The sequence below is a fragment of the Delftia sp. ZNC0008 genome, assembly GCF_000799035.1.
Classification (GTDB): domain Bacteria; phylum Pseudomonadota; class Gammaproteobacteria; order Burkholderiales; family Burkholderiaceae_C; genus Comamonas; species Comamonas tsuruhatensis.
The window spans coordinates 1-23,797 of sequence record NZ_JTKZ01000056.1 but is presented as its reverse complement, the minus strand read 5'-3'; the positions used below and the strand labels follow the sequence as shown (position 1 = coordinate 23,797).

Annotated in this window: 25 protein-coding genes, 4 tRNA genes and 1 pseudogene; 17 read left to right on the top strand and 13 right to left on the bottom strand. The window is 63.5% G+C overall.

Annotated elements, in window-relative coordinates; all coding sequences use genetic code 11:
• Window positions 1-273: 273 nt before the first annotated feature.
• The 5 genes from L995_RS01710 to L995_RS01690 all read right to left on the bottom strand — a co-directional run bounded on the left by L995_RS01710 (window position 274) and on the right by L995_RS01690 (window position 3,819).
• On the bottom strand, window positions 274-744 hold the full coding sequence (locus tag L995_RS01710; RefSeq protein ID WP_047326975.1) for a hypothetical protein: 471 nt from the start codon (window positions 742-744) through the stop codon (window positions 274-276).
• 16 nt (window positions 745-760) lie between these two features.
• On the bottom strand, window positions 761-1,471 hold the full coding sequence (locus L995_RS01705) for a hypothetical protein (protein WP_034368188.1): 711 nt from the start codon (window positions 1,469-1,471) through the stop codon (window positions 761-763).
• Window positions 1,472-1,788: 317 nt separating this feature from the next.
• Window positions 1,789-2,769, bottom strand: coding sequence for a lipoyl synthase (gene lipA / locus L995_RS01700; RefSeq protein WP_013800257.1), 981 nt, complete (start codon window positions 2,767-2,769; stop codon window positions 1,789-1,791).
• A 10-nt stretch (window positions 2,770-2,779) separates the two neighbouring features.
• Window positions 2,780-3,505, bottom strand: coding sequence for a lipoyl(octanoyl) transferase LipB (gene lipB / locus L995_RS01695; RefSeq protein ID WP_016453561.1), 726 nt, complete (start codon window positions 3,503-3,505; stop codon window positions 2,780-2,782).
• Window positions 3,502-3,819 carry a YbeD family protein gene (locus L995_RS01690; RefSeq protein WP_016448499.1) on the bottom strand — a complete coding sequence of 106 codons (318 nt, stop codon included), beginning with the start codon at window positions 3,817-3,819 and terminating at the stop codon, window positions 3,502-3,504. Before L995_RS01690 ends, lipB begins: the two co-directional genes overlap by 4 nt.
• Window positions 3,820-4,105: 286 nt before the next feature.
• On the opposite strand from L995_RS01690, the gene L995_RS01685 reads away from it, so the two are divergent.
• The 9 genes from L995_RS01685 (at window position 4,106) to L995_RS01645 (ending at window position 11,345) form a co-directional block, all read left to right on the top strand.
• Window positions 4,106-4,588, top strand: a complete 483-nt coding sequence (locus L995_RS01685) for an ATP synthase subunit I (protein ID WP_016448498.1) — start codon at window positions 4,106-4,108, stop codon at window positions 4,586-4,588.
• A gap of 21 nt (window positions 4,589-4,609) precedes the next feature.
• The gene (gene atpB, locus L995_RS01680; protein WP_016448497.1) at window positions 4,610-5,473 is read left to right on the top strand and encodes a F0F1 ATP synthase subunit A; all 864 of its coding nucleotides are present in this window, start codon (window positions 4,610-4,612) and stop codon (window positions 5,471-5,473) included.
• A gap of 51 nt (window positions 5,474-5,524) precedes the next feature.
• Entirely contained in the window at window positions 5,525-5,773 is a 249-nt protein-coding gene (gene atpE, locus L995_RS01675; protein WP_011803767.1) for a F0F1 ATP synthase subunit C, read from the top strand.
• Window positions 5,774-5,808: 35 nt separating this feature from the next.
• Window positions 5,809-6,279 carry a F0F1 ATP synthase subunit B gene (locus tag L995_RS01670; protein ID WP_016448496.1) on the top strand — a complete coding sequence of 157 codons (471 nt, stop codon included), beginning with the start codon at window positions 5,809-5,811 and terminating at the stop codon, window positions 6,277-6,279.
• A gap of 12 nt (window positions 6,280-6,291) precedes the next feature.
• Complete coding sequence (locus L995_RS01665) at window positions 6,292-6,831, top strand: F0F1 ATP synthase subunit delta (RefSeq protein ID WP_012202354.1); 540 nt, start codon at window positions 6,292-6,294, stop codon at window positions 6,829-6,831.
• A 48-nt stretch (window positions 6,832-6,879) separates the two neighbouring features.
• Window positions 6,880-8,433, top strand: coding sequence for a F0F1 ATP synthase subunit alpha (gene atpA / locus L995_RS01660; RefSeq protein ID WP_016448495.1), 1,554 nt, complete (start codon window positions 6,880-6,882; stop codon window positions 8,431-8,433).
• Window positions 8,434-8,451: 18 nt separating this feature from the next.
• Window positions 8,452-9,324 (top strand): F0F1 ATP synthase subunit gamma, encoded by an 873-nt coding sequence (atpG, locus tag L995_RS01655; protein ID WP_012202356.1) that lies wholly within the window; start codon window positions 8,452-8,454, stop codon window positions 9,322-9,324.
• Between the two features lie 34 nt (window positions 9,325-9,358).
• Window positions 9,359-10,768: a F0F1 ATP synthase subunit beta gene (atpD, locus tag L995_RS01650; RefSeq protein ID WP_012202357.1), complete on the top strand. Its 1,410-nt coding sequence runs from the start codon at window positions 9,359-9,361 to the stop codon at window positions 10,766-10,768.
• Window positions 10,769-10,928: 160 nt separating this feature from the next.
• The gene (locus tag L995_RS01645) at window positions 10,929-11,345 is read left to right on the top strand and encodes a F0F1 ATP synthase subunit epsilon (protein ID WP_012202358.1); all 417 of its coding nucleotides are present in this window, start codon (window positions 10,929-10,931) and stop codon (window positions 11,343-11,345) included.
• Between the two features lie 65 nt (window positions 11,346-11,410).
• Here the strand turns inward: L995_RS01645 and L995_RS01640 are convergent, their stop codons facing one another.
• The 4 genes from L995_RS01640 to L995_RS01625 form a co-directional block, all read right to left on the bottom strand.
• On the bottom strand, window positions 11,411-11,671 hold the full coding sequence (locus L995_RS01640) for a hypothetical protein (protein WP_016448494.1): 261 nt from the start codon (window positions 11,669-11,671) through the stop codon (window positions 11,411-11,413).
• 100 nt (window positions 11,672-11,771) lie between these two features.
• Window positions 11,772-12,314 carry a TPM domain-containing protein gene (locus L995_RS01635; RefSeq protein WP_016448493.1) on the bottom strand — a complete coding sequence of 181 codons (543 nt, stop codon included), beginning with the start codon at window positions 12,312-12,314 and terminating at the stop codon, window positions 11,772-11,774.
• Window position 12,315: 1 nt separating this feature from the next.
• Complete coding sequence (locus L995_RS01630) at window positions 12,316-13,200, bottom strand: TPM domain-containing protein (RefSeq protein ID WP_016453560.1); 885 nt, start codon at window positions 13,198-13,200, stop codon at window positions 12,316-12,318.
• A gap of 33 nt (window positions 13,201-13,233) precedes the next feature.
• A complete protein-coding gene (locus L995_RS01625; protein ID WP_016448491.1) occupies window positions 13,234-13,821 on the bottom strand; it encodes a LemA family protein in 588 nt (195 codons plus the stop codon).
• A 145-nt stretch (window positions 13,822-13,966) separates the two neighbouring features.
• Here L995_RS01625 and L995_RS01620 point away from each other — a divergent pair, with 145 nt between their 5' ends.
• Both L995_RS01620 and L995_RS01615 read left to right on the top strand, forming a co-directional pair.
• The gene (locus tag L995_RS01620) at window positions 13,967-14,953 is read left to right on the top strand and encodes a YheT family hydrolase (protein ID WP_047468501.1); all 987 of its coding nucleotides are present in this window, start codon (window positions 13,967-13,969) and stop codon (window positions 14,951-14,953) included.
• A gap of 5 nt (window positions 14,954-14,958) precedes the next feature.
• The gene (locus L995_RS01615; protein ID WP_047468498.1) at window positions 14,959-15,510 is read left to right on the top strand and encodes a DUF2946 family protein; all 552 of its coding nucleotides are present in this window, start codon (window positions 14,959-14,961) and stop codon (window positions 15,508-15,510) included.
• 57 nt (window positions 15,511-15,567) lie between these two features.
• Here the strand turns inward: L995_RS01615 and L995_RS01610 are convergent.
• The 4 genes and pseudogenes from L995_RS01610 to L995_RS01595 form a co-directional block, all read right to left on the bottom strand.
• Window positions 15,568-16,098: pseudogene (locus L995_RS01610) on the bottom strand (c-type cytochrome); the annotation flags it as partial.
• Window positions 16,099-16,306: 208 nt separating this feature from the next.
• Window positions 16,307-17,761 (bottom strand): efflux transporter outer membrane subunit, encoded by a 1,455-nt coding sequence (locus tag L995_RS01605; protein WP_046987756.1) that lies wholly within the window; start codon window positions 17,759-17,761, stop codon window positions 16,307-16,309.
• Window positions 17,754-20,909: an efflux RND transporter permease subunit gene (locus tag L995_RS01600; RefSeq protein WP_047468495.1), complete on the bottom strand. Its 3,156-nt coding sequence runs from the start codon at window positions 20,907-20,909 to the stop codon at window positions 17,754-17,756. Before L995_RS01600 ends, L995_RS01605 begins: the two co-directional genes overlap by 8 nt.
• 15 nt (window positions 20,910-20,924) lie before the next feature.
• Window positions 20,925-22,217, bottom strand: a complete 1,293-nt coding sequence (locus L995_RS01595; RefSeq protein ID WP_016448485.1) for an efflux RND transporter periplasmic adaptor subunit — start codon at window positions 22,215-22,217, stop codon at window positions 20,925-20,927.
• Between the two features lie 192 nt (window positions 22,218-22,409).
• Between L995_RS01595 and L995_RS01590 the strand changes: the two genes are divergently transcribed.
• The 6 genes from L995_RS01590 to L995_RS01565 all read left to right on the top strand — a co-directional run.
• Complete coding sequence (locus L995_RS01590; RefSeq protein WP_026061988.1) at window positions 22,410-23,048, top strand: TetR family transcriptional regulator; 639 nt, start codon at window positions 22,410-22,412, stop codon at window positions 23,046-23,048.
• Window positions 23,049-23,130: 82 nt separating this feature from the next.
• Window positions 23,131-23,206 (top strand) — tRNA-Arg (locus L995_RS01585).
• A 90-nt stretch (window positions 23,207-23,296) separates the two neighbouring features.
• Window positions 23,297-23,382 (top strand) — tRNA-Tyr (locus tag L995_RS01580).
• A 55-nt stretch (window positions 23,383-23,437) separates the two neighbouring features.
• A tRNA-Gly gene (locus L995_RS01575) sits at window positions 23,438-23,511 on the top strand.
• Between the two features lie 43 nt (window positions 23,512-23,554).
• Window positions 23,555-23,629, top strand: a tRNA-Thr gene (locus tag L995_RS01570).
• 78 nt (window positions 23,630-23,707) lie between these two features.
• The coding region (locus tag L995_RS01565; protein WP_038059333.1) for a GTP-binding protein at window positions 23,708-23,797 on the top strand (90 nt) is incomplete at its 3' end.

The window sequence follows — 23,797 nt, the reverse complement described above, 5'->3', positions numbered from 1 at the left end:
CTTCAGTTGCGATTGATTCTCATTCGATGTTATGATCCGCTCCAATGCAGCAAGAAGCTCTCTGGTGGGGAATTCGAGCTGCAAGCTTTTTCAGTTTCATCGTGGGGCGACTCGCCAGGCCTGTTCAGCCTGCAGCAAGTCGGTTTGCCAGCCAGCGGTCTGCCGGTTAGCCAGGCTTTTTTTCTACGTGGAACGGGAAAGCACGATTGCATTCAATTCAAGCAGGGCATGCACGTTGGCCCTGCTTTTTTATTGCCTTCAACTGCGTCGGCATCAGTTGCTTTCCGGCTCAGGATGGCCTCGCACGACAAAGCGCCGCGAAAACCCCAGTGGGCGCGTGACGGCGCGCGGATCGCCAAGAAATGGCAGCCGGAATCCAGGTTCCTGCAGGATTTCGACACTCCAGTCCGTATTTCCCATGAATCGAAATCGCACCAGCGATCGTTCGTCCGATGGCAGCAACGAGAAGCTGCCCGTGGAATACATGCTGCCTATCACGGCCTTGTCGAGTGCCTGCAAATTCTCGTCGAGCAGCGTGATCCGCAGCATCTCCTCCATGGGCGTGTCATCGGTGGTGAACAGAAGGTAGAGGTCGTTCCATTGAAAGGCTGCCTCGAGAATGGTGCCGTCCACCAGAATGGGCGTTGCATTCCCGTTGAGCACCAGGCGGCTTTGCGGTACCTGCCCTGCAGGATGGGATGCGGCGGGCTGCAGTGACAACTGCCGGTCGGAGAGGATGCGCATCTGTTGTCCTGAAGTTTCACCAGAGGAATTCGACGCCTATGGCAGCCAGTGCCCCGCCGACAAATGCGCCGACCACCACGCAGGCAGGTGCCCCGGGCCCGCAGGCCAGCCCGGCCAGGGCACCACCTGCCATGCCTCCACCGATCCCGGCACCTGTGACGGCCAATTCCTTGCCGGCGGCCTCCACCTTGTTGTCTGCGTTGGCGATGGTGTAGACCGATACCGCAATGGAGAAGACCAGGAGGCCGCGTCCTGCCCGGGAGAGCGTGCGCATTCTCTGGGTGATGGCGGCATTGGACTTGCCGGCGGATTTGACGATTTCGCCATACACGGCGTTTTGCTGGGCCGCCGTGAGGCGATCGAACCGCACGTTGGGGCCGTGCAATTGCTGGGCCTTGCGGGCAATCAGCTCATTGAGCGTCTTGCCCTCGCTCTTGATGCGTTGCGCCATGGCTCTGCCCACGGGGGTGCTGCGGCCTCGGATGATCTCCATGATGACATTGCGCGCCTCCTGGGCCTGTTGCGCAGCCTGTCCCCAGGTGATGCGACCGCTCGTGGCCTGCAACTGAAGCTCGTTGGCCATGGCCTGAATCTGTCGGGCATAGGCCAGGCGTGCAGATGAGTCCAGCGAGAGATGCACCCCGGCATTGGCAACCTCTGCTTTCAGTGCCTGTATGGCGGCATCGAATGCTGCACGGTCCTTTTGCTCGTCATTGGCCATATGCATTTATCCCTTTGTCAATGGATCGGCGCCCGAACGCCCGAAATCCGGGATTTCATGTCGTTGAGCCGCATTCCTGGGTCGTTCGGATTTTTTTGAATGCAGAAAGCATTCGGAAAATCGGCATCATAAAGAGATCGGGAAATTCATCAACCGAGATGCCGGTGACACATGGCATCGATTGTTTGTTGCTGAATGTGTATTCAGGTCAAAACCGGCGCCTGAATGCCATGCCTCCAGACATGAAAAAGGGGATGGCCTGCAAAGGCCATCCCCGAAGTGCGTGAAGAAGTCCGCCCTGCAAGCAGGCGGCCATCGCCGGCTCAGACGCCGGCGGCGTGTGCCTGCTGGTCCGCGTGGTAGCTCGAGCGCACCATGGCGCCCACAGCTGCATGCGTGAAGCCCATCTTGTACGCCTCTTCCTCGAACATCTTGAAGGTGTCGGGGTGCACGTAGCGACGCACCGGCAGGTGGCTGTTGCTGGGTGCCAGGTATTGGCCGATGGTCAGCATGTCGATGTCATGCGCACGCATGTCGCGCATGACCTGCAGGATTTCCTCATCGGTCTCGCCCAGGCCCACCATGATGCCGCTCTTGGTCGGAACCTTGGGGTGCAAGGCCTTGAACTTCTTGAGCAGGTTCAGCGAGAACTGGTAGTCCGAGCCGGGACGCGCTTCCTTGTACAGGCGCGGTGCGGTCTCCAGGTTGTGGTTCATCACATCGGGAGGCGCGGCCTTGAGGATTTCCAGCGCACGGTCGTCGCGGCCACGGAAGTCGGGCACCAGGATCTCGATCTGGGTCAGCGGCGAGAGCTCGCGGATGTTCTTGATGCACTCGACGAAGTGGCCCGAGCCGCCATCGCGCAGGTCGTCGCGATCCACGCTGGTGATGACCACGTATTTCAGGCGCAGCTCGGCAATCGTCTTGGCGAGGTTGAGCGGTTCGTTGGTGTCCAGCGGGTCGGGGCGGCCGTGGCCCACATCGCAGAACGGGCATCGGCGCGTGCACTTGTCTCCCATGATCATGAAGGTGGCCGTGCCCTTGCCAAAGCACTCGCCGATGTTGGGGCAGGAGGCTTCCTCGCAGACCGTGTGCAGCTTGTTGGCGCGCAGGATGTCCTTGATCTCGTAGAAGCGCGTGGTGGGGCTGCCTGCCTTGACGCGGATCCACTCGGGCTTCTTGAGTGCTTCGCCATGCTCGACCTTGATCGGGATGCGCGAAAGCTTCGCTGCCGCCTTCTGCTTGGCCAGCGGGTTGTACTCGGCTTGTGACTGCGCTTCGCGCACGACGGTGTTGGTGGTCATGGTTCTGGATTCAGGGGGCTAGGCGGCGCTGCAACTGTCGTCCCAGCACGCGCGCGGCTTCGTCCCAGGTTGTCTGAACGCCGATTGTAGAAAGGTCCACCGTTTGCAGCCCTGCGTAGCCGCAAGGGTTGATCCGGCCGTAGGGTTCCAGGTCCATGGCGGCGTTCAATGCAACGCCGTGATAGGTGCAATGCCGGCTGACCTTGATGCCCAGGGCTGCAATCTTGCCCAGCCCCGAAAAATCGGGTTGGGGCGCGGGCGAGCCGGGTGCGCGCAGTTGCGGGCGCTGGGGCAGCATGGCATGGCTGCGAGGGTCGTCGAGGCGCACGTAGATGCCGGGGGCGCCTTCCACGCGGTGGCCGGTGATGCCGAAATGCTCCAGCGTGCGGATGACCGCATCCTCGATGCGGAACACGTATTCCTTGACGAAGTAGCCCAGGCGCTGCAGATCCAGCAAGGGATAGGCGACCACCTGGCCCGGGCCGTGGTAGGTGACCTGTCCGCCGCGGTTGGTGGCCACCACGGGAATGTCGCCAGGGCTCAGCAAGTGGTCACTTTTGCCGGCGAGGCCTTGTGTGAAATGTGCGGAGTGCTCGCATATCCACAGCTCGTCGCGCGTGCCGGCATCGCGTTGGCTGGTGAAGGCCTGCATGGCCTGCACCGTGGCCTCGTAGTCCGTGCGGCCCAGCAGGCGCAGGTCCAATGACTGCGACTGCTGCGCGTCAAGGGTGCTCACAGCACCACTTTCACCAGCGGATGCGAGGTGAAGGCGCGGTACAGATCGTCGAGTTGTTCGCGGCTGGTCGCCGTCACCGTGACGGTGACGCCCAGGTATTTGCCGCTGCTGCTGGGGCGCAATTCAATGGTGCTGGCGTCAAAGGCAGGGTCGAAGCGTTGGGCGATCTGGGTGATCTCGTGCACCAGATGCTCGGCCTTGACGCCCATGACCTTGATGGGGAACTGCGACGGGTACTCGATCAGCGAATCCTTGCGCGGGTCCGCGCCCGGCTCGGTGGCTGGGGTGGGGGTAGGGGTGGAGGCGTCGGTCATAGGTGAATCAAGGTTAATCGCTTGGCGTTGGAGGCGATTGTGCGCTATCGTTCGCGGCCATGTCGCAGCCCGGGGCTGCCGCGTCGTCCGCCACCAGAACTCCACACACAACAAACAAGTGGCCTGCGGCGCGAGGCTGGCGCTGTTGGCCGGCTGCCACACAGCCCGGTCGCCGCCTCCGTTTTGGGCATGCCCGTAACAACCCCTATCGTTCGGCAGGGGTTTTTACTTATAATCAGAGGCTTTGTGAAAAAGTCTTGTCTGGTCTGCGGCCTTAGAGAATTCAATGAAAAACTACGCCGCCGACACAGACGCTGACAGGGAACTTGAGGGCGAGGATTCCGACTTCAAGCCCCTGACCTCCGAGGAGGCTCAGGAGTGGCGCACGCGAAACCCGCAGATGTCTGTGTGGCGTTTCGTGGTGGTCCAGGCGGTGGTGGGCGTGCTGGTGGCACTGGTCGCATGGCTGGTGACGGGGCGCGCCGAAGTCGGATGGTCGGCTGCCTACGGTGCCTTGTCGGTGGTGTTGCCGGCAGCGCTGTTTGCGCGTGCCGTCGTACGAAAGAGGCCGGGCGGCGCTGCAGCCGCCATGGTGGGAATTTTTGGCTGGGAACTGGTGAAGCTGGTGCTGTGCATTGCCATGCTGGCGGCTGCACCCAAGCTGGTCCCGGGGCTGAGTTGGCTGGCGCTGCTGGCGGGCTTGGTAGTCGTCATGAAAACGTATTGGGTCGCGCTGATAGTGCGATCCAGTGTCCGAAAAACCGATTGATATTTGAAGAGAAGTTGACCGATGGCCGCAGACGCGCACGCACCTACTGCAAGTGAATACATCGTTCACCACCTGCAGCACCTCCAGAACATCAAGCAAAAGTCGATCATCGACTTTTCGGTCATCAACCTGGACTCGATCGTCGTCAGCGCCACGCTGGGCGTGCTGAGCCTGTTCGTGCTGTGGCTTGCCGCGCGCAAGGCCACATCGGGCGTTCCGGGGCGCTTCCAGGCGGCTGTAGAGCTGCTGGTCGAGATGGTGGACAACCAGGCCAAGGCCAACATCCACAACGCGCAAAGCCGCAAATTCATCGCTCCCCTGGCACTGACCGTGTTCGTGTGGATCTTCATGATGAACGCCATGGACATGCTGCCGGTGGACCTGCTGCCGGTGCTGTGGCAGGGCTTCCAGGGTGACTCGCACGCCTACCTGCGCGTCGTTCCCACGGCTGACCTCTCGACCACGCTGGGCCTGTCCTCGGCCGTGCTGATCCTGTGCTTCTTCTACAGCATCAAGATCAAGGGCATGGGCGGCTGGGCCCACGAACTGGTGACTGCCCCGTTCGGCACCAGCAAGAATCCCGTGTTTGCACTGATCCTGGGTGTCGTGAACCTGGCCATGCAAATCATTGAATATGTCGCCAAGACGGTTTCGCATGGCATGCGACTGTTCGGCAACATGTACGCTGGTGAGTTGGTGTTCTGTCTGATCGCTCTGATGGGCGGTGCGGCTGCCATGTCGCTTTCCGGTGTGTTGCTCCCCTTGGGGCACATCATTGCAGGCTCTATCTGGGCGATCTTCCACATTCTGATCATCACCCTGCAGGCCTTCATTTTCATGATGCTGACGCTGATCTATCTCGGCCAGGCGCATGAAGCCCACTGACCATTTCCTTTCCCTCTCAACCTTTCTCTTTCTTTAATCTCAGGAGTCATCATGGAAAACATTCTCGGTCTCGTCGCTCTGGCTTGTGGTCTGATCGTTGGTCTGGGCGCTATCGGCGCTTCGATCGGTATCGCCCTGATGGGTGGCAAGTTCCTGGAATCGTCGGCACGTCAGCCTGAGCTGATCAACGAACTGCAAACCAAGATGTTCATCTTGGCCGGTCTGATCGACGCTGCCTTCCTGATCGGTGTGGCCATCGCTCTGCTGTTCGCTTTCGCCAACCCCTTCGTCCTGGCCTAAGCTCCGATCAACGCCCTAGATAGAAAGGTGTTGCCGTGAGTATCAACGCGACCCTGTTCGTCCAGGCCATCGTTTTCCTGATCCTGGTGCTGTTCACGATGAAGTTCGTGTGGCCCCCGATCGCGAAGGCGCTGGATGAACGAGCTCTGAAAATCGCCGATGGCCTCGCTGCTGCCGACAAGGCCAAGACCGACCTGGCCGCTGCCAACAAGCGCGTCGAGCAGGAACTGGCCCAGACGCGCAACGAAACGGCATCGCGGCTTGCGGACGCCGAACGCCGTGCCCAGGCCATCATCGAAGAAGCCAAGGCCCGTGCCTCCGAAGAAGGCAACAAGATTGTTGCTGCTGCCCGCGCCGAGGCCGAGCAGCAGACAATCCAGGCCCGTGAAGCCCTGCGCGAGCAAGTGGCTGCGCTGGCCGTCAAGGGCGCCGAGCAGATCCTGCGCAAGGAAGTGGATGCCGGCGTCCATGCCGACCTGCTGAACCGCCTGAAGACCGAGCTGTAAGGAAGAGCAAACATGGCAGAACTCGCCACCATTGCCCGTCCTTACGCAGATGCCCTGTTCAAGGCCAGCACCCAGCAGGGTGCTGACCTGTCCGGCACTGTTGCCTGGGCGGAGGAATTGGCGGCGATTGCCGCCAATCCGCAATTGCGCCAGCTGGCCGACGACCCCAAGGTGACCGACGAACAACTGTTCGACGTCATCAGCGGCGTGGCCGGCTCGGCATTGCCCGATGCCGCACGCAACTTTCTGCGCGTCATCATTGAAAACGGCCGACTGCAAGCCCTGCCAGAAGTGGCGGCCCAGTTTCGCAGCCTCGTGAACCGCGCCGGTGGCTCGTCCGACGCCGTGGTTCAAAGCGCATTCCCCATAGATGCTGCCGCACTGGCCGCACTCGGGACTTCGCTGGAGAAGCGTTTCGGCCGAAAGCTGAACCTGTCGGTGCAGCAAGATCAGTCCCTGATCGGTGGCATCCGCGTCGTGGTGGGTGATGAAGTTCTTGACACCTCCGTCAAGGCCCGCCTGGAACAAATGAAAGCGGCCCTCATTGCGTAACAACGCGACTGAGGTCTCGGCTAACCAAAGCTAAAGAAGGAAAGAGTCATGCAACTCAATCCCGCAGAAATTTCTGAACTGATCAAGAGCCGCATCGAGGGTCTGGCTGGCAGCAGCGACATCCGTAACGAAGGCACCGTGGTTTCGGTGACCGACGGTATCGTGCGCGTGCACGGCCTGTCGGACGTGATGCAAGGCGAAATGCTGGAATTCCCCGCAGGCAAGGACGGCCAGCCCTCCTTCGGCCTGGCGCTGAACCTCGAGCGCGACTCCGTCGGCGCCGTGATTCTGGGCGAGTACGAGCACATCTCCGAAGGCGACACCGTCAAGTGCACGGGCCGCATTCTGGAAGTGCCCGTCGGCCCCGAACTCATCGGCCGCGTGGTCAACGCCCTGGGTCAGCCCATCGACGGCAAGGGCCCGATCAACGCCAAGATGACGGACGTGATCGAGAAGGTCGCTCCCGGCGTGATCGCACGCCAGTCCGTGGACCAGCCCCTGCAGACCGGCATCAAGTCCATCGACTCGATGGTGCCCGTCGGCCGTGGCCAGCGCGAACTGATCATCGGCGACCGCCAGACCGGTAAGACCGCCGTGGCCATCGACGCCATCATCAACCAGAAGGGTCAGGGCGTTACCTGCATCTACGTTGCGATCGGCCAGAAGGCTTCCTCGATCAAGAACGTGGTGCGTGCCCTGGAGCAGGCCGGCGCGATGGAATACACCATCGTCGTGGCTGCCACCGCTTCCGAATCCGCTGCCATGCAGTACGTGTCGGCCTACTCGGGCTGCACGATGGGCGAGTACTTCCGCGACCGCGGCGAAGACGCGCTGATCGTCTATGACGACCTGTCCAAGCAGGCCGTGGCCTACCGCCAGGTTTCGCTGCTGCTGCGCCGTCCCCCGGGCCGCGAAGCCTTCCCCGGCGACGTGTTCTATCTCCACAGCCGCCTGCTCGAGCGCGCAGCCCGCGTGAATGCCGACTATGTCGAAGCCTTCACCAAGGGTGAAGTCAAGGGCAAGACGGGTTCGCTGACGGCTCTGCCCATCATCGAAACCCAGGCGGGTGACGTGTCGGCCTTCGTGCCCACCAACGTGATCTCGATCACGGACGGCCAGATCTTCCTGGAAACCAGCCTGTTCAACGCCGGTATCCGCCCCGCCATCAACGCCGGTATCTCGGTGTCGCGCGTCGGTGGTGCTGCACAGACCAAGCTGGTCAAGGGCCAGTCCGGCGGTATCCGTACCGACTTGGCGCAATACCGTGAGCTGGCTGCCTTCGCGCAGTTCGCCTCCGACCTGGACGAAGCCACCCGCAAGCAGCTCGACCGCGGTGCCCGCGTGACCGAACTGCTCAAGCAGGCCCAGTACAGCCCCCTGTCCACCGCCCTGATGGGCGCTTCGCTGTTCGCAGTGAACAAGGGCTACATGGACGACATCCAGGTCAAGCAAGTGCTGGCTTTCGAGTCTGGTCTGCACCAGTTCCTGAAGACCAGCCACGGCGCCCTGATCGACAAGCTGAACGCTTCCAAGGCCATGGACAAGGATTCCGAAGCCGAATTGAACGCCGCCATCGTTGCGTTCAAGAAGTCGTTCGCTTAAACCGGACGAGGAGCCATCATGGCAGCAGGTAAGGAAATTCGCGGCAAGATCAAATCGGTGGAAAACACCAAGAAGATCACCAAAGCCATGGAAATGGTGGCCGCATCCAAGATGCGCAAGGCGCAGGAACGGATGCTGGCTGCACGCCCGTACAGCGAAAAGATCCGCAACATTGCAGTCCATCTTGGCCAAGCCAACCCCGAGTACGTGCACCCGTTCATGCAAGTGAACGGTGATGCCAAGACTGCCGGCGTCATCGTTGTGACGACGGACAAGGGGTTGTGCGGCGGCATGAACACCAACGTGTTGCGTGCTGTCACGGCCAAGCTGCGGGAGCTGCAGGATCAAGGCGTGTCGGCAGAAGCGGTGGCCATTGGCAACAAGGGTCTGGGCTTTCTGAACCGTGTCGGCGCCAAGGTGGTTTCGCACGCGACGGGTCTGGGCGATACGCCCCATCTGGAAAAGCTGATCGGCCCTGTGAAGGTGCTGCTTGATGCGTACGCAGCGGGCAAGCTGAGCGCGGTGTACCTGAGCTACACCAAGTTCATCAACACCATGAAGCAGGAATCGGTGGTGGAGCAGTTGCTGCCCCTGTCGTCCGAGAGCATGCAGGCCGAGAAGACGTCTGGCCATAGCTGGGACTACATCTACGAACCCGATGCGCAGTCCGTGATCGACGAGCTGCTCGTGCGTTACGCAGAGTCCCTGGTCTACCAAGCGGTTGCAGAAAACATGGCGTCCGAGCAATCGGCGCGCATGGTGGCCATGAAGGCCGCGACCGACAACGCCGGCAACGTCATCAGCGAGTTGAAGCTCGTCTACAACAAGACGCGTCAGGCAGCCATCACGACCGAACTGTCGGAAATCGTGGCTGGCGCCGCTGCGGTGTAAACGGCTTTAACAGACAAACTAATTGGAGCAAAAAATGGCTCAAGTGCAAGGCAAGATTGTTCAATGTATTGGCGCTGTGGTGGACGTCGAGTTCCCCCGCAACGCAATGCCCAAGGTGTTCGATGCCCTGAAGCTCGACGGCTCGGCCCTGACGCTGGAAGTGCAGCAACTGCTGGGTGACGGCGTTGTGCGTACCATCGCCCTGGGCTCGTCCGACGGTCTGCGTCGTGGCCTGATGGTGTCCAACACCGGCAACCCCATCACCGTGCCCGTGGGCAAGGCGACGCTGGGTCGCATCATGGACGTGCTGGGCAACCCCATCGACGAACGCGGTCCCGTGGATCAGGCCCTGACGGCCCCCATCCACCGCAAGGCACCGGCTTATGACGAGCTGTCGCCTTCGCAGGAACTGCTGGAAACCGGCATCAAGGTGATCGACCTGATCTCTCCCTTCGCCAAGGGCGGCAAGGTGGGTCTGTTCGGTGGCGCCGGCGTGGGCAAGACCGTGAACATGATGGAACTCATCAACAACATCGCCAAGGGCCACGGTGGTCTGTCGGTGTTTGCCGGTGTGGGTGAACGTACCCGTGAAGGCAATGACTTCTATCACGAAATGTCGGACGCCGGCGTGGTCAACCAGGAGTCGCTGAACGACTCCAAGGTCGCCATGGTCTACGGCCAGATGAACGAACCCCCGGGCAACCGTCTGCGCGTGGCGCTGACCGGCCTGACCATGGCCGAAGCCTTCCGTGACGAAGGCAAGGACGTGCTGTTCTTCGTGGACAACATCTACCGCTACACGCTGGCCGGTACCGAAGTGTCCGCTCTGCTGGGCCGCATGCCTTCCGCCGTGGGCTACCAGCCCACGCTGGCCGAGGAAATGGGCCGCCTGCAAGAGCGCATCACCTCGACCAAGGTCGGTTCGATCACTTCCATCCAGGCCGTTTACGTGCCTGCCGATGACTTGACCGACCCCTCGCCTGCCACGACGTTCGCCCACTTGGACTCCACCGTGGTGCTGTCGCGTGACATCGCTTCGCTGGGTATCTACCCCGCTGTCGACCCGCTGGACTCCACCAGCCGCCAGCTGGACCCCCAGGTCGTGGGTGAAGAGCACTACAAGGTGGCCCGCGAAGTGCAGGGCACGCTGCAGCGCTACAAGGAACTGCGCGACATCATCGCCATTCTGGGCATGGACGAGCTGGCTCCCGAAGACAAGCTGACCGTGGCCCGCGCCCGCAAGATCCAGCGTTTCCTGTCGCAGCCTTTCCACGTGGCCGAAGTGTTCACTGGCGCTCCCGGCAAGTACGTGTCGCTGGCTGAAACCATCCGTGGTTTCAAGATGATCTGCGCTGGCGAGTGCGATCACCTGCCCGAGCAGGCCTTCTACATGGTTGGCACCATCGACGAAGCCTTCGAGAAGGCCAAGAAGCTGGCGGCTTGAGCCTGCGGCACCCCCTGAGCGACTGCGTCGCCTCCCCCTCTCTACCCGCTTTGCGGGGGAGGGGGACGACACCCTCGCCGAGGGGCGGCCCTTGCTCGGTGTCCCCGATCTGGGCCCTGCCGGTTCCAAGTTCCAGTCCTACCTTTTCTGAGGAGCAAAGATGAACACCATCCACGTTGATGTGGTCAGTGCCGAAGAGTCCATCTTCTCCGGTGAAGCGCGCTTTGTCGCCCTGCCCGGTGAATCCGGCGAACTGGGCATTTTTCCCCGCCACACTCCGCTGATCACGCGCATCAAGCCCGGCTCGGTGCGTATCGAGATGGCTGACGGCAGCGAAGAGTTCGTCTTCGTGGCCGGCGGCATCCTGGAAGTGCAGCCCAACTGCGTGACCGTGCTGTCCGACACCGCTATCCGCGGTGCCGACCTGGACGCCGAGAAGGCCGAGAAGGCCAAGCTCGAAGCCGAGGAAGCGCTGAAGAACGCCAAGAGCGAAGTCGATCTGGCGCGTGCCCAGTCCGAGCTGGCCGTCATGGCCGCCCAGATCGCGGCCCTGCGCAAGTTCCGCCAAAAGCGCTGAGCCCTCCCGGGACCAGCCGCAAGAAAGCCGCCCTCGGGCGGCTTTTTTCATGGTGCGCAGGCGTCTCAGTCGCCGCAGCGGGCCTGGTAGACGTAGGTCACGGCGTTGTCCTTGGGGTCGACCGTGCGCGACTTGTGCGTCACGGCCTTGGCTGGCACGGGGCACAGCGCGCGGATCTGCTGCTCGCATCGCTTGGGGTCGTCCTCGCGCAGCTTGCAGCTGAGCACATAGTCGTACTCTTGCGAGTCATCGAGGACGGGGCTTGCGCAGGCGCTCAGGGCCAGCACGGCGGCCAGCAGGCCCAGGCGGGCCAGGGTGTTCTTCATGGTGTGGATGCTCCTTGATGAAATGGCGTGACGCTATCACAGCCTCCGTGCCCGCGATAGCTCGATGAAGGGGGGCGCTCGGTCTGAGGGTCGTTTTGCCTCAGTGCCGCTGTATCACGACGGTATCGGGAAGATTGTCGCCACCTTCGTGCACAGGCTGCAACGGGTCGCGCGGGAAGTTGGTTTCCAGCAGCAGGCTCACGCGCTCGAGCGCCGCCGTCATGCCCATGGCATAGTGGCCGCCCTGGAAAGCGGCCTGCATGTCACTGATCAGCGTCTGCCACTGCTGCGCAGGCAGGGTGCGCGCCAGGGCGCGGTCGGCGACGATCTCGATGGCGTGGTCGGCCAGCAGCAGATAGATCAGGGCGCCGTTGTTGTGCTCGGTATCCCAGACGCGCAGCTTGCCGAACAGCGTGATGGCGCGCTCGCGCGGCGTGGCATCGCGCCAGATGTAGCTGGGCGGCAGGCCGGGCTCGACGCAGATACGGATCTGTCCTGTATGGCGCTGCTCGCTCATGGTGATCAGGCGCTCCAGCTCCGCCAGGGTCTCGGGTGGGAGTGCACGCCGCAGCTGCCCTTCGGCCCAATGGTGGCGCAGCAGCCGGACCAGACGCTGAACAAAGCCTGTGATTGCAGCCGCCATCTCACCAACTCCCCGAGGCGCCGCCGCCCCCAAAACTGCCGCCTCCCCCGGAGCTGAAGCCTCCGCCGCCACTGCTTCGTCCGCCGCCTCCGCCAAAACCACCGCCGTAGCCACCCCCTCCGCCCCATCCACCGCCACCCCTGCCGGAGCGGCCGCTGCCCAGCAAGGTGAACAGCAGAGCGACGATGCCCGCTCCGCCAGCCACCAGCAGACTGGTGGTCACCACATAGGCGGCAATGCCGGCGCCTGTGCCTGCCAGCACCGAGGCCAGGGGCCGGCCCAGCATCGAGCGCAGGATGGGGCCCGCGATGACCACACCGAAAAAGAAGAACAGCATCAGGTCTTCCATGTCGAAGCCACGGTCCGGGCTTTTGGAGGAAGGGGCATTGGGGGAGGGGGCCGGCAGCTGCTCGCCCGCAATGCGTGCCGCCACCTGGTCCAGCGCAGCGGCAATGCCGCCTGCATAGTCGCCCTGGCGAAAGCGCGGGGTCATCTGCTGGTCGATGATGCGAGCGGCCGCCAGGTCGGGGATGGCGCCTTCCAGCGCGCGGGCCACTTCCAGCCGCATGCGCCTGTCGTTCTTGGCAATCACCATCAACAGCCCGTCGCCCACGTCGCGGCGGCCTATCTTCCAGTCGCTGGCCACGCGCCAGGCATAGGCGGCGATGTCCTCGGGCGCCGTGGTGGCCACCATCAGCACAACGACCTGCGAGCCCGACTTCTGTTCAATGCTGCGCAGCCTGTCTTCAATGGCCCGTGCCTCGTCGGGCGACAGCGTGCCCGTCTGGTCGATGAGCCGGGCCGTCAGCGGGGGGACGGGTTGCGGAGCCTGCGCCAGCGCGCTGCCTGGCAGCAACAACGCTGCCAGGAGCAGGGCGCAAAGCATGCGCCAGAGCGGCGCCAGGGATGTGGTCACGGTTTACTTGTTGCCGAAGTCCACCGTGGGCGGGCGAGAGATTTCGGCCTCGTTCTGCACGCTGAAGGTGGGCTTGGGCTCATAGCTGAAGACCTTGGCCGTCAGATTGGTCGGAAAGCTGCGCGCCAGCACGTTGTAGGACTGCACGGCCTGGATGTACTGGTTGCGCGCCACGGTGATGCGGTTCTCCGTGCCCTCCAGCGTGACGCGCAGGTCACGGAAGCCCTGATTGGCCTGCAACTGGGGGTAGCGCTCGGCCACCACCATCAGCCGGGACAGCGCACTGGACAGCTCACCCTGCGCCTGCTGGAACTTGTTGAAAGCCTCGGGGTTGTTGACCAGCTCGGGCGTGGCCTGGATGGAGGTGGCCTTGGCGCGTGCCTCCACCACCTTGGTCAGGGTCTCCTGCTCGAAATTGGCCTCGCCCTTGACCGAGGCCACGATGTTGGGCACCAGGTCGGCACGGCGCTGGTACTGGTTGAGCACCTCGCTCCAGGCCGACTTGGTCTGTTCGTCAAGGCGCTGGAAATCGTTGTAGCCGCAGCCGGTCAGTACCAGAACGGTGGCAAGTGTGGCGATTAGACGTTTCATGAGATGACAACCTGAAAGCGACAATGGAGGACAGTATCGTGCACGATGCTGCGCATCGCTGGCGATTGTGCTGCGCACCCGGCCCGCCGCCCTGTAGGGCAAAGGCCATTCGCAGCGACTGGGACAAGGACTGCAAACGGGCTCTATGCATCAATTCAACGCGGCGCGCTGGCTGCCCGGTGGCCACGCACAGACCATCTGGCCGGCGCTGTTCGCGCACCGTCGGCCGGCCGGCCATGCGGCACCCCGGTGGCGGTGGGAGCGCTGGGATACCCCGGATGGCGACTTCATCGATGTCGCCTTCGGCAGTGCTCCCACCCCACCTGCCGATGCGCCATGGCTGGTGCTTTTCCATGGCCTTGAAGGCTCGGCGAACAGCCACTATGCCCAGGCCATGGCCTGTGTGGCCGAACAGCGCGGCTGGCACATGGCCGTGCCGCACTTTCGCGGCTGCAGCGGCGAGGTCAACCGGGCGCCGCGCGCCTATCACTCGGGCGATGTGCAGGAGGTGGACTGGATACTGCGCCGCCTGCGCGAGCGGTCTTCTCGCCCGCTGCATGCGGTCGGTGTCTCCCTGGGCGGCAATGCGCTGGCACGCTGGGCGGGCGTGCAGGCGGACAAGGCTGCCGAGGTGGTGCAGGCCCTGGCGGCGGTGAGTGCGCCGCTGGACCTGGTCGCCGGGGGAACGGCGCTGGGGAAAGGGCTGAACCGCTGGATCTACACGCGCATGTTCCTGCGCACCCTGGTGCCCAAGGCGCTGCTCAAGTGGGCGCAGTTTCCCGGCCTCTTCGATCGTGATGCCGTGCTGCGTGCGCGTGATCTGAGAGAGTTTGACGATGCGTTCACGGCGCCGGTCCACGGCTTTCGTGATGCGCAGGACTATTGGCATCGGGCGGCGGCCAAACCGCTGCTGGGCAGCATTGCCGTGCCTGCACTGCTGCTCAATGCGCTGGACGATCCCTTTGTCCCTTCGTACAGCCTGCCGGCGCCAGGCGAAGTCGGCCCGCGGGTTACGCTGTGGCATCCGCCGCACGGCGGTCATGTGGGTTTTGCACAGGGGCGTTGGCCGGGACATGTACTGGCCATGCCGCAGGCCGTCACGCAGTGGCTGGCGCACAGCGAAAAAGGATGAATGCAATGGACGATATCGTGAAGCAGGCCATGGCCAAATGGCCCCATGTGCCTGCCTGCAGCGGCTGGCTGGGGCTGGACGAGCGCGGGCGCTGGTATCTGCGCGATGAACAGGCCCAGGCCAGCGGCGCTTTCGACAGCGCAATCCCGGGAGCCAAGGGCGCGGAGGTGCGCAACGAAAAGCTGGCGGACTTCATCGCCCGCAACTACCTGGCCGAGCCCGATGGTCGATGGTTCTTCCAGAACGGTCCCCAGCGCGTGTATGTGGAGCTGGAGAATGCTCCCTGGATATGGCGGTTGCGCTGGGATGGCGAGGGCCTGCAGATGCACAGCCATACAGGAGCCGAACTGGATGCCGGGGCCATCACCGAAGCGCTGATGGACGAGACGGGGCGCCTGTACCTGGCGACGCGTTCCGGCCTGGGCCTGGTCCATACGCAGGACATGATCGATGCCGCGGCTGCGCTGGAGGCGGGCGCGTTGCCGGCCTGTGAAGAGGTGCGGGCCGAGGCGTTGCCGCAGCGCTACGGTTTCGTGCGCAGTCCTGCGCGGGCATGAAAAAACCGGCCGAAGCCGGTTGGTTCCAGAAGTCCCGCGTGTTGCTCAATTGGCGGGGGCTGCTGCGCCTTCTGCCGCGGCGCCTTCTGCGGCAGGGGCCTTGGGTTCTTCGAACTTGCCGCCCGCTGCGTTGGCCATGTAGACCACGCCGCGTGCAATTTCGGTGTCGTTGAAGTCGCCGCCACCCTGAGGGGCCATGGCGCCCTTGCCCTTGAGTGCCGAGTGCACCAGGCCTTCCAGTCCCTGTGCAAGGCGAGGGCCCCAGGCCGCAGCATCCTCGAACTTGGGTGCTCCTGCAGCGCCCGTGGCGTGGCAAGCGGCGCACTGGCCCTTGTAGACCTCTTCGCCCGCGCGCAGGGGGCGGTTGGCATCACGGATCTCCACAAGGCCGATCTTCTGCAGGCGCTGAGCCTTGGCCATTTCGGTCTGGGAAGCGCCGGCACCGGACTTGTCGGCCGAACTCACGTACTGCACGAGGCCGATGATCACGAACACCGGAACCACGAACGAGAAAAACACCGCTATCAGCAGTTGCCTGGGATTCTTGATCGGGCCCGTATGGGCTTCTTCGGTGTGGGTTGCGCTCATGAAGTCCTCTTGTGTTGTGGGGGCGTGAGTCAACAACAAATTATATCGACGGCCCTCTTGCAGACACTGCGCGCAGACCCGGGTTGACCTGGGACGCACATATGCCATGAGATGGATCAAGCAATTGGCAAATGCTTGCCGCACTGAATGACAAAGAGGCGTTCACCTTGCGGTGAACGCCTCTTTGCGGTTGGCGCGGCAGATGCGGTTATTGCTGCGCGGGAGTTTGCGTGGTTGCAGCCGCTGTCGCCGTCCTGTCGGTCCAGCCGCCGCCCAGAGCCTTGTACAGCTCGATCTGATTGAGCAGTTGCGCCAGGCGCACGCTCACGGTGGATTGCTCCAGCGCGAACAGGGTGCGCTGTGCGTCCAGCAGGTCCAGATAGCTGGCCACGCCGTTGCTGTAGCGCAGGTCGGACAGCTTCAGGCGTGCCTGCTCGGCTTCGAGCTGGGCGCGCTGGGCCATGATCTGGTCACGCAGCGTGCCTTGGCTGTCCAGTGCGTCGGAGACTTCGCGGAAGGCGCTCTGGATGGACTTCTCGTACTGCGCAATGGCCACTTCGCGATCGACCTTGGCCGCAGCCAGATTGGCCGAGTTGCGGCCCGCATCGAAGATGGGCAGCAGGGCCGAGGGTGCCAGGGTGAAACCCCAGCTGCCGCTCTTGAACAGGCCCGACAGCTCGTTGCTGGCCGTGCCGAACTGCCCGGTCAGCGTGATGCGCGGGAAGAAGGCCGCACGCGCCGCGCCGATGTTGGCATTGGCGCTGATCAGTTGCTGCTCGGCCTGGCGGATGTCGGGGCGCTGCGTGAGCAGGTCAGACGGCAGGCCGGCCGGCACGGCAGGCAGGTCGGCCGTGTCGCGCAGGCCCTGGCTGGAGCCCAGGCTGGCGACTACGTCCGCAGGCAGCGCCTGGCCCAGCAGCAGCACCAGGGCGTTCTCGTCCAGGGCACGCTGGCGCTGCTGCTGCGCCAGGGTGGCGCGCGCAGCTTCGGTCAGCGAGACGGCCTGGCGGTAGTCCAGCTCGGAGGCCACGCCCGTGTCGAAGCGCAGCTTGGTCAGCTTGATCGACTCTTCGCGGGTCTGCAGCGTGTCGCGCGAGATCTTCAGCAACTGCTCGTCGGCCAGCAGCGTGTACCAGCCGCTGGCCACGGCGGCCACCAGGCTGGTCTGCGCGGCGCGGCGCGCTTCCTCGGTGGCCAGGTACTGGGCCAGGGCCGCTTCCTTCAGGCTGCCGATGCGCCCGAAGAAGTCCAGCTCCCAGGAGGTCACGGCCAGGCCGACCTGGTAGCTGTTGACGTACTTGGTGCCGGAGCCCGTGGTATTCGGGGCGCGGCTGGCGTTGACGCCTGCACCGACCGTCGGGAACTGGTCGGCGCGCGTGATCCGGTACTGCGCCTGGGCGCGCTCGATATTGAGCGCGGCCACGCGCAGGTCGCGGTTGTTGTCCAGCGCGGTGCGCACCAGTTGCTGCAGGCGTGCGTCCTGGAAGAAATCCTGCCAGGGCAGCTGTGCGGCAGCCGTTCCGCCTTCTGCCGCAGCAGTGGCGTTCGCGCGGGTGTATTGGGCCGCGACCGGAGCGGCAGGGCGCTCGTAGGTGGGGATGAGCGAGCATCCCGCCAGGAGCACGGCGGTGGCGATGGCCACCGGGGTACTGCGATTAATCATGGCTCAAGGCCTCCTTGCCGGCCGGTGTGGACGGCGGGTTGTGCGTTTTGATCTTGCCCTTGAACAGCTTGCGCACCACGACGAAGAAGGTGGGCACGAACAGCACGGCCAGCAAGGTGCCGGTGATCATGCCGCCGAGCACGCCGGTGCCGATGGCACGCTGGCTGGCGGAGCTGGCGCCGGAGGCGATCACCAGAGGCACCACGCCCAGGCCGAAGGCCAGCGAGGTCATGATGATGGGCCGGAACCGCAGGTGTGCGGCTTCCAGCGCGGCCTCGATCAGGCCCTTGCCTTCGGCCTGCAGGTCCTTGGCGAACTCCACGATCAGGATGGCGTTCTTTGCCGACAGGCCGATCACCGTCACCAGTCCGATCTGGAAGTACACGTCGTTGGAATAGTTGCGCAGCAAGGTGGCAAGCACCACGCCCAGCAGACCCAGCGGCACGACCAGAATCACCGACAGCGGAATCGACCAGCTCTCGTACAGAGCGGCCAGGCACAGGAACACGGCCAGGATGGCGAAGGCGTACAGGAAGATGGCTTGCGAGCCCGCCAGCTTTTCCTCACGCGACTGGCCGGTCCACTCGAAGCCGAAGCCTTCGGGCAGCTTGGCAGCCAGCTTTTCCATCTCGTCCATGGCATCGCCCGAGCTGAAGCCCGGAGCAGCCGAGCCTTCGATGCGCACGGCCGGGTAGCCGTTGTAGCGCACCGTCTGCTGCGCGCCCTTGACCCACTTGGTGGTCGCGAACGTGGACAGCGGCACCGGATCGCCCTTGGCATTGCGCGCGTTCAGGCGCAGCAGATCGTCGGGCTGCATGCGGGCCGGAGCGTCGGCCTGCACGATCACGCGCTGCAGACGACCCTGGTTGGGGAAGTCATTGACGTAGGACGAGCCCAGTGCCGTGGACAGCGCCGCATTGATCGAGGTGAAGTCCACGCCCAGTGCGTTGGCCTTGTCGCGGTCGATCTCGATGCGCAGCTGCGGCGCGTCTTCCAGGCCGTCGGGACGCACGCCGGCCAGCACCTTGCTCTGCCCGGCCATGCCCAGCAGCATGTTGCGCGCATTGATCAGCGCATCGTGGCCGTGGCCGGCACGATCCTGCAGGCGGAACGAGAAGCCCACGGCATTGCCCAGTTCGGGAATGGGCGGCGGGTTCACGGCGAACACGAAGGCGTCGCGTATGCCCGCCGTCATGCCCATGATGCGGCCCGTCATGGCATCCACCGTGGAGTCCGCTCCCTTGCGTTCGGACCAGTCCTTGAGCGGCACGAAGGCGAGGGCGGCGTTCTGGCCCTGGCCGGAGAAGCTGAAGCCCAGCACGCTGACCATGTTGGCCACTTCGGGCTGCGGCAGCACGGCCTCCTCGACCTGCTTCATGACTTCCAGCGTGCGCTCCTTGGCGGCGCCAGGAGGCAGTTGCACGTTGACGATGAAGTAGCCCTGGTCCTCGGTCGGCAGGAACGAGGTCGGCAGGCCACGGAACACCACCACGGCACCGGCGATCACGGCCAGGTACACGCCGATCATCAGCACCGAGCGCTTGAGCAGGCGAGCCACCCAGCCTTCATAGGACTTGGCCGAGCGTGCGAACGTGCGGTTGAACCAGCCGAAGAAGCCTTTCTTCTCGTGGTTGTGGCCGGCCTCCACGGGCTTGAGCAGCGTTGCGCACAGAGCCGGTGTCAGCGTCAGCGCCATGAAGGCCGAGAAGCTGATGGAGGCGACCATCACGATGGAGAACTGCCGGTAGATATTGCCGGTGGACCCCGCGAAGAAAGCCAGCGGTATGAACACCGCGATCAGCACCAGCGTAATGCCCACGATGGCGCCCGAGATCTGGCCCATGGCCTTGATCGCGGCCTCGCGCGGCGGCAGGCCTTCCTCGCTCATGATGCGCTCGACGTTCTCCACGACCACGATGGCGTCGTCCACCACGATGCCGATGACCAGCACCATGCCGAACATGGCCAGCACGTTGATCGAGAAGCCCACGGCCTGCATGACCGCGAAGGTGCCCAGCAGTGCAATGGGCACCACGATGGTCGGGATCAGCGTGTAGCGCCAGTTCTGCAGGAACAGGTACATCACCAGGAACACCAGCACGATGGCTTCCAGCAGCGTGTGGGCCACCTTCTCGATGGAGATGCTCACGAATTTGGAGCTGTCGTAGGGAATGGAGTAATTCACGCCCTTGGGGAAGAACTTCTTCAGTTCCTCCATGCGTGCATGCACGGCCTTGGCCGTGGCCAGCGCATTGCCGCTGGGCGTCAGCTGCACGCCGATACCCACGGCATCCTTGCCGTTCAGGCGGGCGGAGGTCGCGTAGGCCTGGCCGCCGATCTCGATGGTGGCCACGTCCTTGAGTCGCACGGTGGAGCCATCGGCATTGGCGCGCAGCACGATGTTCTCGAACTGGCTGATCGAAGACAGCTGGCCCATCACCGTCACCGTGGCGGCGATCTTCTGGCCCGTGATGTTGGGCAGGTCGCCGATGGCGCCGCTGGCCACCTGGGCGTTCTGGCTGCGGATGGCGGCTGTCACGTCCTCGGCCGAGAGCTTGTAGCCCTGCAGCTTGGCGGGATCGAACCAGATGCGCATCGCCTTTTCCGTGCCGAACAGCTGTGCCTGGCCCACGCCTGCCACACGCTGGATTTCGGGAACGATGTTGCGCGAGGCATAGTCGCCCAGGGCCACCGTGTCATAGGCCTTGGCGTCCTCGGACGACAGCATGATGAACAGCAGGAAGTTGGACGACGCCTTGTCCACGCGAACGCCCTGCTGCGTCACCGAAGCAGGCAGGCGCGGCGTGGCGCGCGAGAGGCGGTTTTGCACGTCCACCTGCGCCAGGTCCACGTTGGTGCCGGCCTCGAAGCTGATGGTGATGCTGCCCGTGCCGTCGGCCTGGGCCACCGACTCCATGTAGACCAGACCGGGCGAGCCGTTCATCTCGCGCTCGATCACGGACAGCACGCTGTCTTCGAGCACCTTCGCGGACGCGCCTGGATAGGCCGTGTTGATGACGATGGCCGGAGGAGCCACCTTGGGGTATTGAGCGATCGGAAGCTTGGTCAGCGCGATACCACCGAGGACGATGATGAACAGCGCGACGACCCATGCAAAGATCGGTCTGTCGATAAAGAACTTGGCCATTGCTGAGCCCCTTGATTACTTCTTGTCTGCCTGGTCCGCAGGCTTGGCATCGGCTGCGGCTTGCGGGGCTGGCGCTGCCGTGCCGGCCGGCTTCTGGGCGCCTGCGGCCTCGGGCTGCCACGGTACGGGCTTGACCGGCGTGCCGGGTGGCAGCATCTGCAGCTTCTGGAAGCCGTCGACCATCACCTTCTCGCCCGCCTGCAGGCCTTCGCTGACCAGCCACTGGTTGTTCTGGGCCGTGGTCACCTTCACTTGGCGCTTGGTGATCTTGCCGTCGTCGCTGACCACGCTCACGGTGTCGCCGGTCTCGGTGCGCGTCACCGCCTGCTGGGGCACGGCAATGGCGTTGGACGCCTGGGCCTGCTCCATGCGCACGCGCACATACATGCCGGGCAGCAGCAATCCCTTGGGATTGGGCACCTCGGCACGCAGCGTGACCTGGCCGGTGGAGCTGTCCACGGTCAGGTCGGTGAACAGCAGCTTGCCCTTGAGTTCGTAGGCCGTGCCATCGTCCAGGCGCACTTCGACGCTGGCGGCTTCGGCGCCATCGGCCTTCTTGAGCTTGCCCTGCTCCATCGCGCGGCGCAGCCGGAAGGCTTCGCTGGACGACTGGGTGAAATTCACATAGACCGGATTGATCTGCTGGACCACGGCCAGCGGGGTCGCCTCGCCCTGGCCGACCAGCGCGCCTTCGGTCACCAGAGACTGGCCGATGCGGCCAGAAATGGGGGCGGTGACGCTGGTATAGCCAAGATTGATCTCGGCGGTCCGCACGGAGGCCTTGCCGGCCGCGACGTCAGCCTGGGCCTGCTTGTAGGCAGCCTCTGCATTGACGAAGTCCTGCTTGCTGATCGCGTTGGCGGCAACCAGCGGGCGGTAGCGTTCCAGTTGCGCCAGTGCCTGGGCCTGGTTGGCCTCGGCACGGGCCTGCGTGGCCTTGGCACTTTGCAGCGTCGCCTGGTAGGGCGCCGGATCGATGCGGTACAGCACCTGGCCGGCCTTCACGTCGCTGCCTTCCTTGAACAGGCGCTCCTGCACGATGCCGGCGCTGCGGGCCCGGATCTGGGCCACGCGGCGCGCGTCCACGCGGCCGGGCAACTCGGTCACAAGTCCCACATCGGCGGGGGTGGCCACCACCACACCTACAGGGACGGCGGGCATCTGCTGCTGTGCGGCAGCTTGTTCTTCGGGCTTTTTCCCGCAGGCGGCCATGGCCATTGCGGCGGTGACGGCCAGGGCCACGGTGGTGAGGCGCAGACTGTTGTAAGGGGACGGAGCGGCTGACACATTGCTGCGTGTGCTGGGCATGATGGGTCCTTGTGCTGAATCAAATAACGATGTTGACGTTCCGGTCAGCGCTATCCGGAACGCCCGTGTCCACGGGCAAGTCGCGGATTATACATACATACATGAATGTATAATGACCGCAGTTGCTGCAAGGCGGCGCGAAGCATGGCGTAGCGTGGCATGGCCGGGCTCAACGATGGAAGGAAATACATCTTGGCACGACGAACGAAAGAAGATGCGTTTGCAACGCGCAACAGTCTGCTGGACGCTGCGGAGCAAGTGTTCTACGAGCAGGGTGTCGCCCGGGCCTCGCTCAACGAGATTGCCCAGCGAGCCGGCGCCACGCGCGGTGCGGTCTACTGGCATTTCAAGGACAAGCTGGATCTCTTCTATGCCATGCTGGATCGCGTCACGCTCCCGCTGGAGCAGGCCGCTCAGGGCGACTGCGAAGATGACTCCGAATGCGATGCGCTGGAATATGTGCGGCGCTTGATGGCGGTGGTCTTCGGGCGCATTGCGGATGACGACAGCACTCGGCGCGTCTTCGAGATCCTGTTGCTCAAGGTGGAGTACGTGGGCGAACTCATGCCGGTGCAGGAGCGCAATCGTGCGGCACTGGACTCCTTTTCGTCCCGGCTGGAGCTGGCGCTGTGTGCCGCCGCCGAAAGCCATGCGGTCACCATGCCCATGTCGGCGCACCAGGCATCGATCGCACTGTGCGCCATGTTTGACGGGCTGTTGCAGAGCTGGCTGCTGGGGCGGGCTTTCGATCTCAAGCAAGTGGGCGCCCAGGCGGTGGATGTCTGCCTGCGCGGGCTGGGCTTCACGGTTTCGGAGGCTCCTGCCCAATGAGCGGGCGGGGCCGCGGGGCTTGTACGCGGTAGTGCAAAGTCATGCGACAATCATCAGCTTGTGCAGGGCAGCGATGCCTTGAGCGGCTGTAGCTCAGTGGATAGAGTATTGGCCTCCGAAGCCAAGGGTCGTGGGTTCGATCCCCGCCAGCCGCGCCACATTTTTCTTGGATCGCCTCGGTGGCCTGAGAAAAAAATGCACTGAATTTTTTCAGACGAAAAAAACGGTGCTAGAATTCAAATCTCTTCGGAGGGGTGCCCGAGTGGCTAAAGGGGGCAGACTGTAAATCTGTTGGCTTACGCCTACACTGGTTCGAATCCAGTCCCCTCCACCAGTAATGGTGAAGAAGAGAAGTCATCTGAAAAGGTGGCAGCGTGCAGTCAATCTGTGCGGGAGTAGTTCAATGGTAGAACCCTAGCCTTCCAAGCTAATGACGCGGGTTCGATTCCCGTCTCCCGCTCCAGTTTGCAAGCAAAGTTTTTTGAGGTTGCTTCGGCGGCTTCAAGGCCCATGTGGCTCAGTGGTAGAGCACTCCCTTGGTAAGGGAGAGGTCGGCAGTTCGATCCTGCCCATGGGCACCATTCTCTCTGGTGCGCTCGCTAGATGGGGTTGCGCCAAATCCTGTTGTAGTGATTTAGATTTTTTTCGGAGTCGGAAAAATGGCTAAAGAAAAATTCGAGCGTACCAAGCCCCACGTCAACGTGGGCACCATCGGTCACGTGGACCACGGCAAGACGACCCTGACGGCT

Bases quoted from the DNA above. Each gene is read 5' to 3' on its own strand.
- L995_RS01710 (WP_047326975.1), bottom strand. From the start codon at position 744: ATGCGCATCCTCTCCGACCGGCAGTTGTCACTGCAGCCCGCCGCATCC.
- L995_RS01705 (WP_034368188.1), bottom strand. From the start codon at position 1,471: ATGCATATGGCCAATGACGAGCAAAAGGACCGTGCAGCATTCGATGCC.
- lipA (WP_013800257.1), bottom strand. From the start codon at position 2,769: ATGACCACCAACACCGTCGTGCGCGAAGCGCAGTCACAAGCCGAGTAC.
- L995_RS01690 (WP_016448499.1), bottom strand. From the start codon at position 3,819: ATGACCGACGCCTCCACCCCTACCCCCACCCCAGCCACCGAGCCGGGC.
- L995_RS01685 (WP_016448498.1), top strand. From the start codon at position 4,106: ATGAAAAACTACGCCGCCGACACAGACGCTGACAGGGAACTTGAGGGC.
- atpB (WP_016448497.1), top strand. From the start codon at position 4,610: ATGGCCGCAGACGCGCACGCACCTACTGCAAGTGAATACATCGTTCAC.
- atpE (WP_011803767.1), top strand. From the start codon at position 5,525: ATGGAAAACATTCTCGGTCTCGTCGCTCTGGCTTGTGGTCTGATCGTT.
- L995_RS01665 (WP_012202354.1), top strand. From the start codon at position 6,292: ATGGCAGAACTCGCCACCATTGCCCGTCCTTACGCAGATGCCCTGTTC.
- atpA (WP_016448495.1), top strand. From the start codon at position 6,880: ATGCAACTCAATCCCGCAGAAATTTCTGAACTGATCAAGAGCCGCATC.
- atpG (WP_012202356.1), top strand. From the start codon at position 8,452: ATGGCAGCAGGTAAGGAAATTCGCGGCAAGATCAAATCGGTGGAAAAC.
- atpD (WP_012202357.1), top strand. From the start codon at position 9,359: ATGGCTCAAGTGCAAGGCAAGATTGTTCAATGTATTGGCGCTGTGGTG.
- L995_RS01645 (WP_012202358.1), top strand. From the start codon at position 10,929: ATGAACACCATCCACGTTGATGTGGTCAGTGCCGAAGAGTCCATCTTC.
- L995_RS01640 (WP_016448494.1), bottom strand. From the start codon at position 11,671: ATGAAGAACACCCTGGCCCGCCTGGGCCTGCTGGCCGCCGTGCTGGCC.
- L995_RS01635 (WP_016448493.1), bottom strand. From the start codon at position 12,314: ATGGCGGCTGCAATCACAGGCTTTGTTCAGCGTCTGGTCCGGCTGCTG.
- L995_RS01630 (WP_016453560.1), bottom strand. From the start codon at position 13,200: ATGCTTTGCGCCCTGCTCCTGGCAGCGTTGTTGCTGCCAGGCAGCGCG.
- L995_RS01625 (WP_016448491.1), bottom strand. From the start codon at position 13,821: ATGAAACGTCTAATCGCCACACTTGCCACCGTTCTGGTACTGACCGGC.
- L995_RS01620 (WP_047468501.1), top strand. From the start codon at position 13,967: ATGCATCAATTCAACGCGGCGCGCTGGCTGCCCGGTGGCCACGCACAG.
- L995_RS01615 (WP_047468498.1), top strand. From the start codon at position 14,959: ATGGACGATATCGTGAAGCAGGCCATGGCCAAATGGCCCCATGTGCCT.
- L995_RS01605 (WP_046987756.1), bottom strand. From the start codon at position 17,761: ATGATTAATCGCAGTACCCCGGTGGCCATCGCCACCGCCGTGCTCCTG.
- L995_RS01600 (WP_047468495.1), bottom strand. From the start codon at position 20,909: ATGGCCAAGTTCTTTATCGACAGACCGATCTTTGCATGGGTCGTCGCG.
- L995_RS01595 (WP_016448485.1), bottom strand. From the start codon at position 22,217: ATGCCCAGCACACGCAGCAATGTGTCAGCCGCTCCGTCCCCTTACAAC.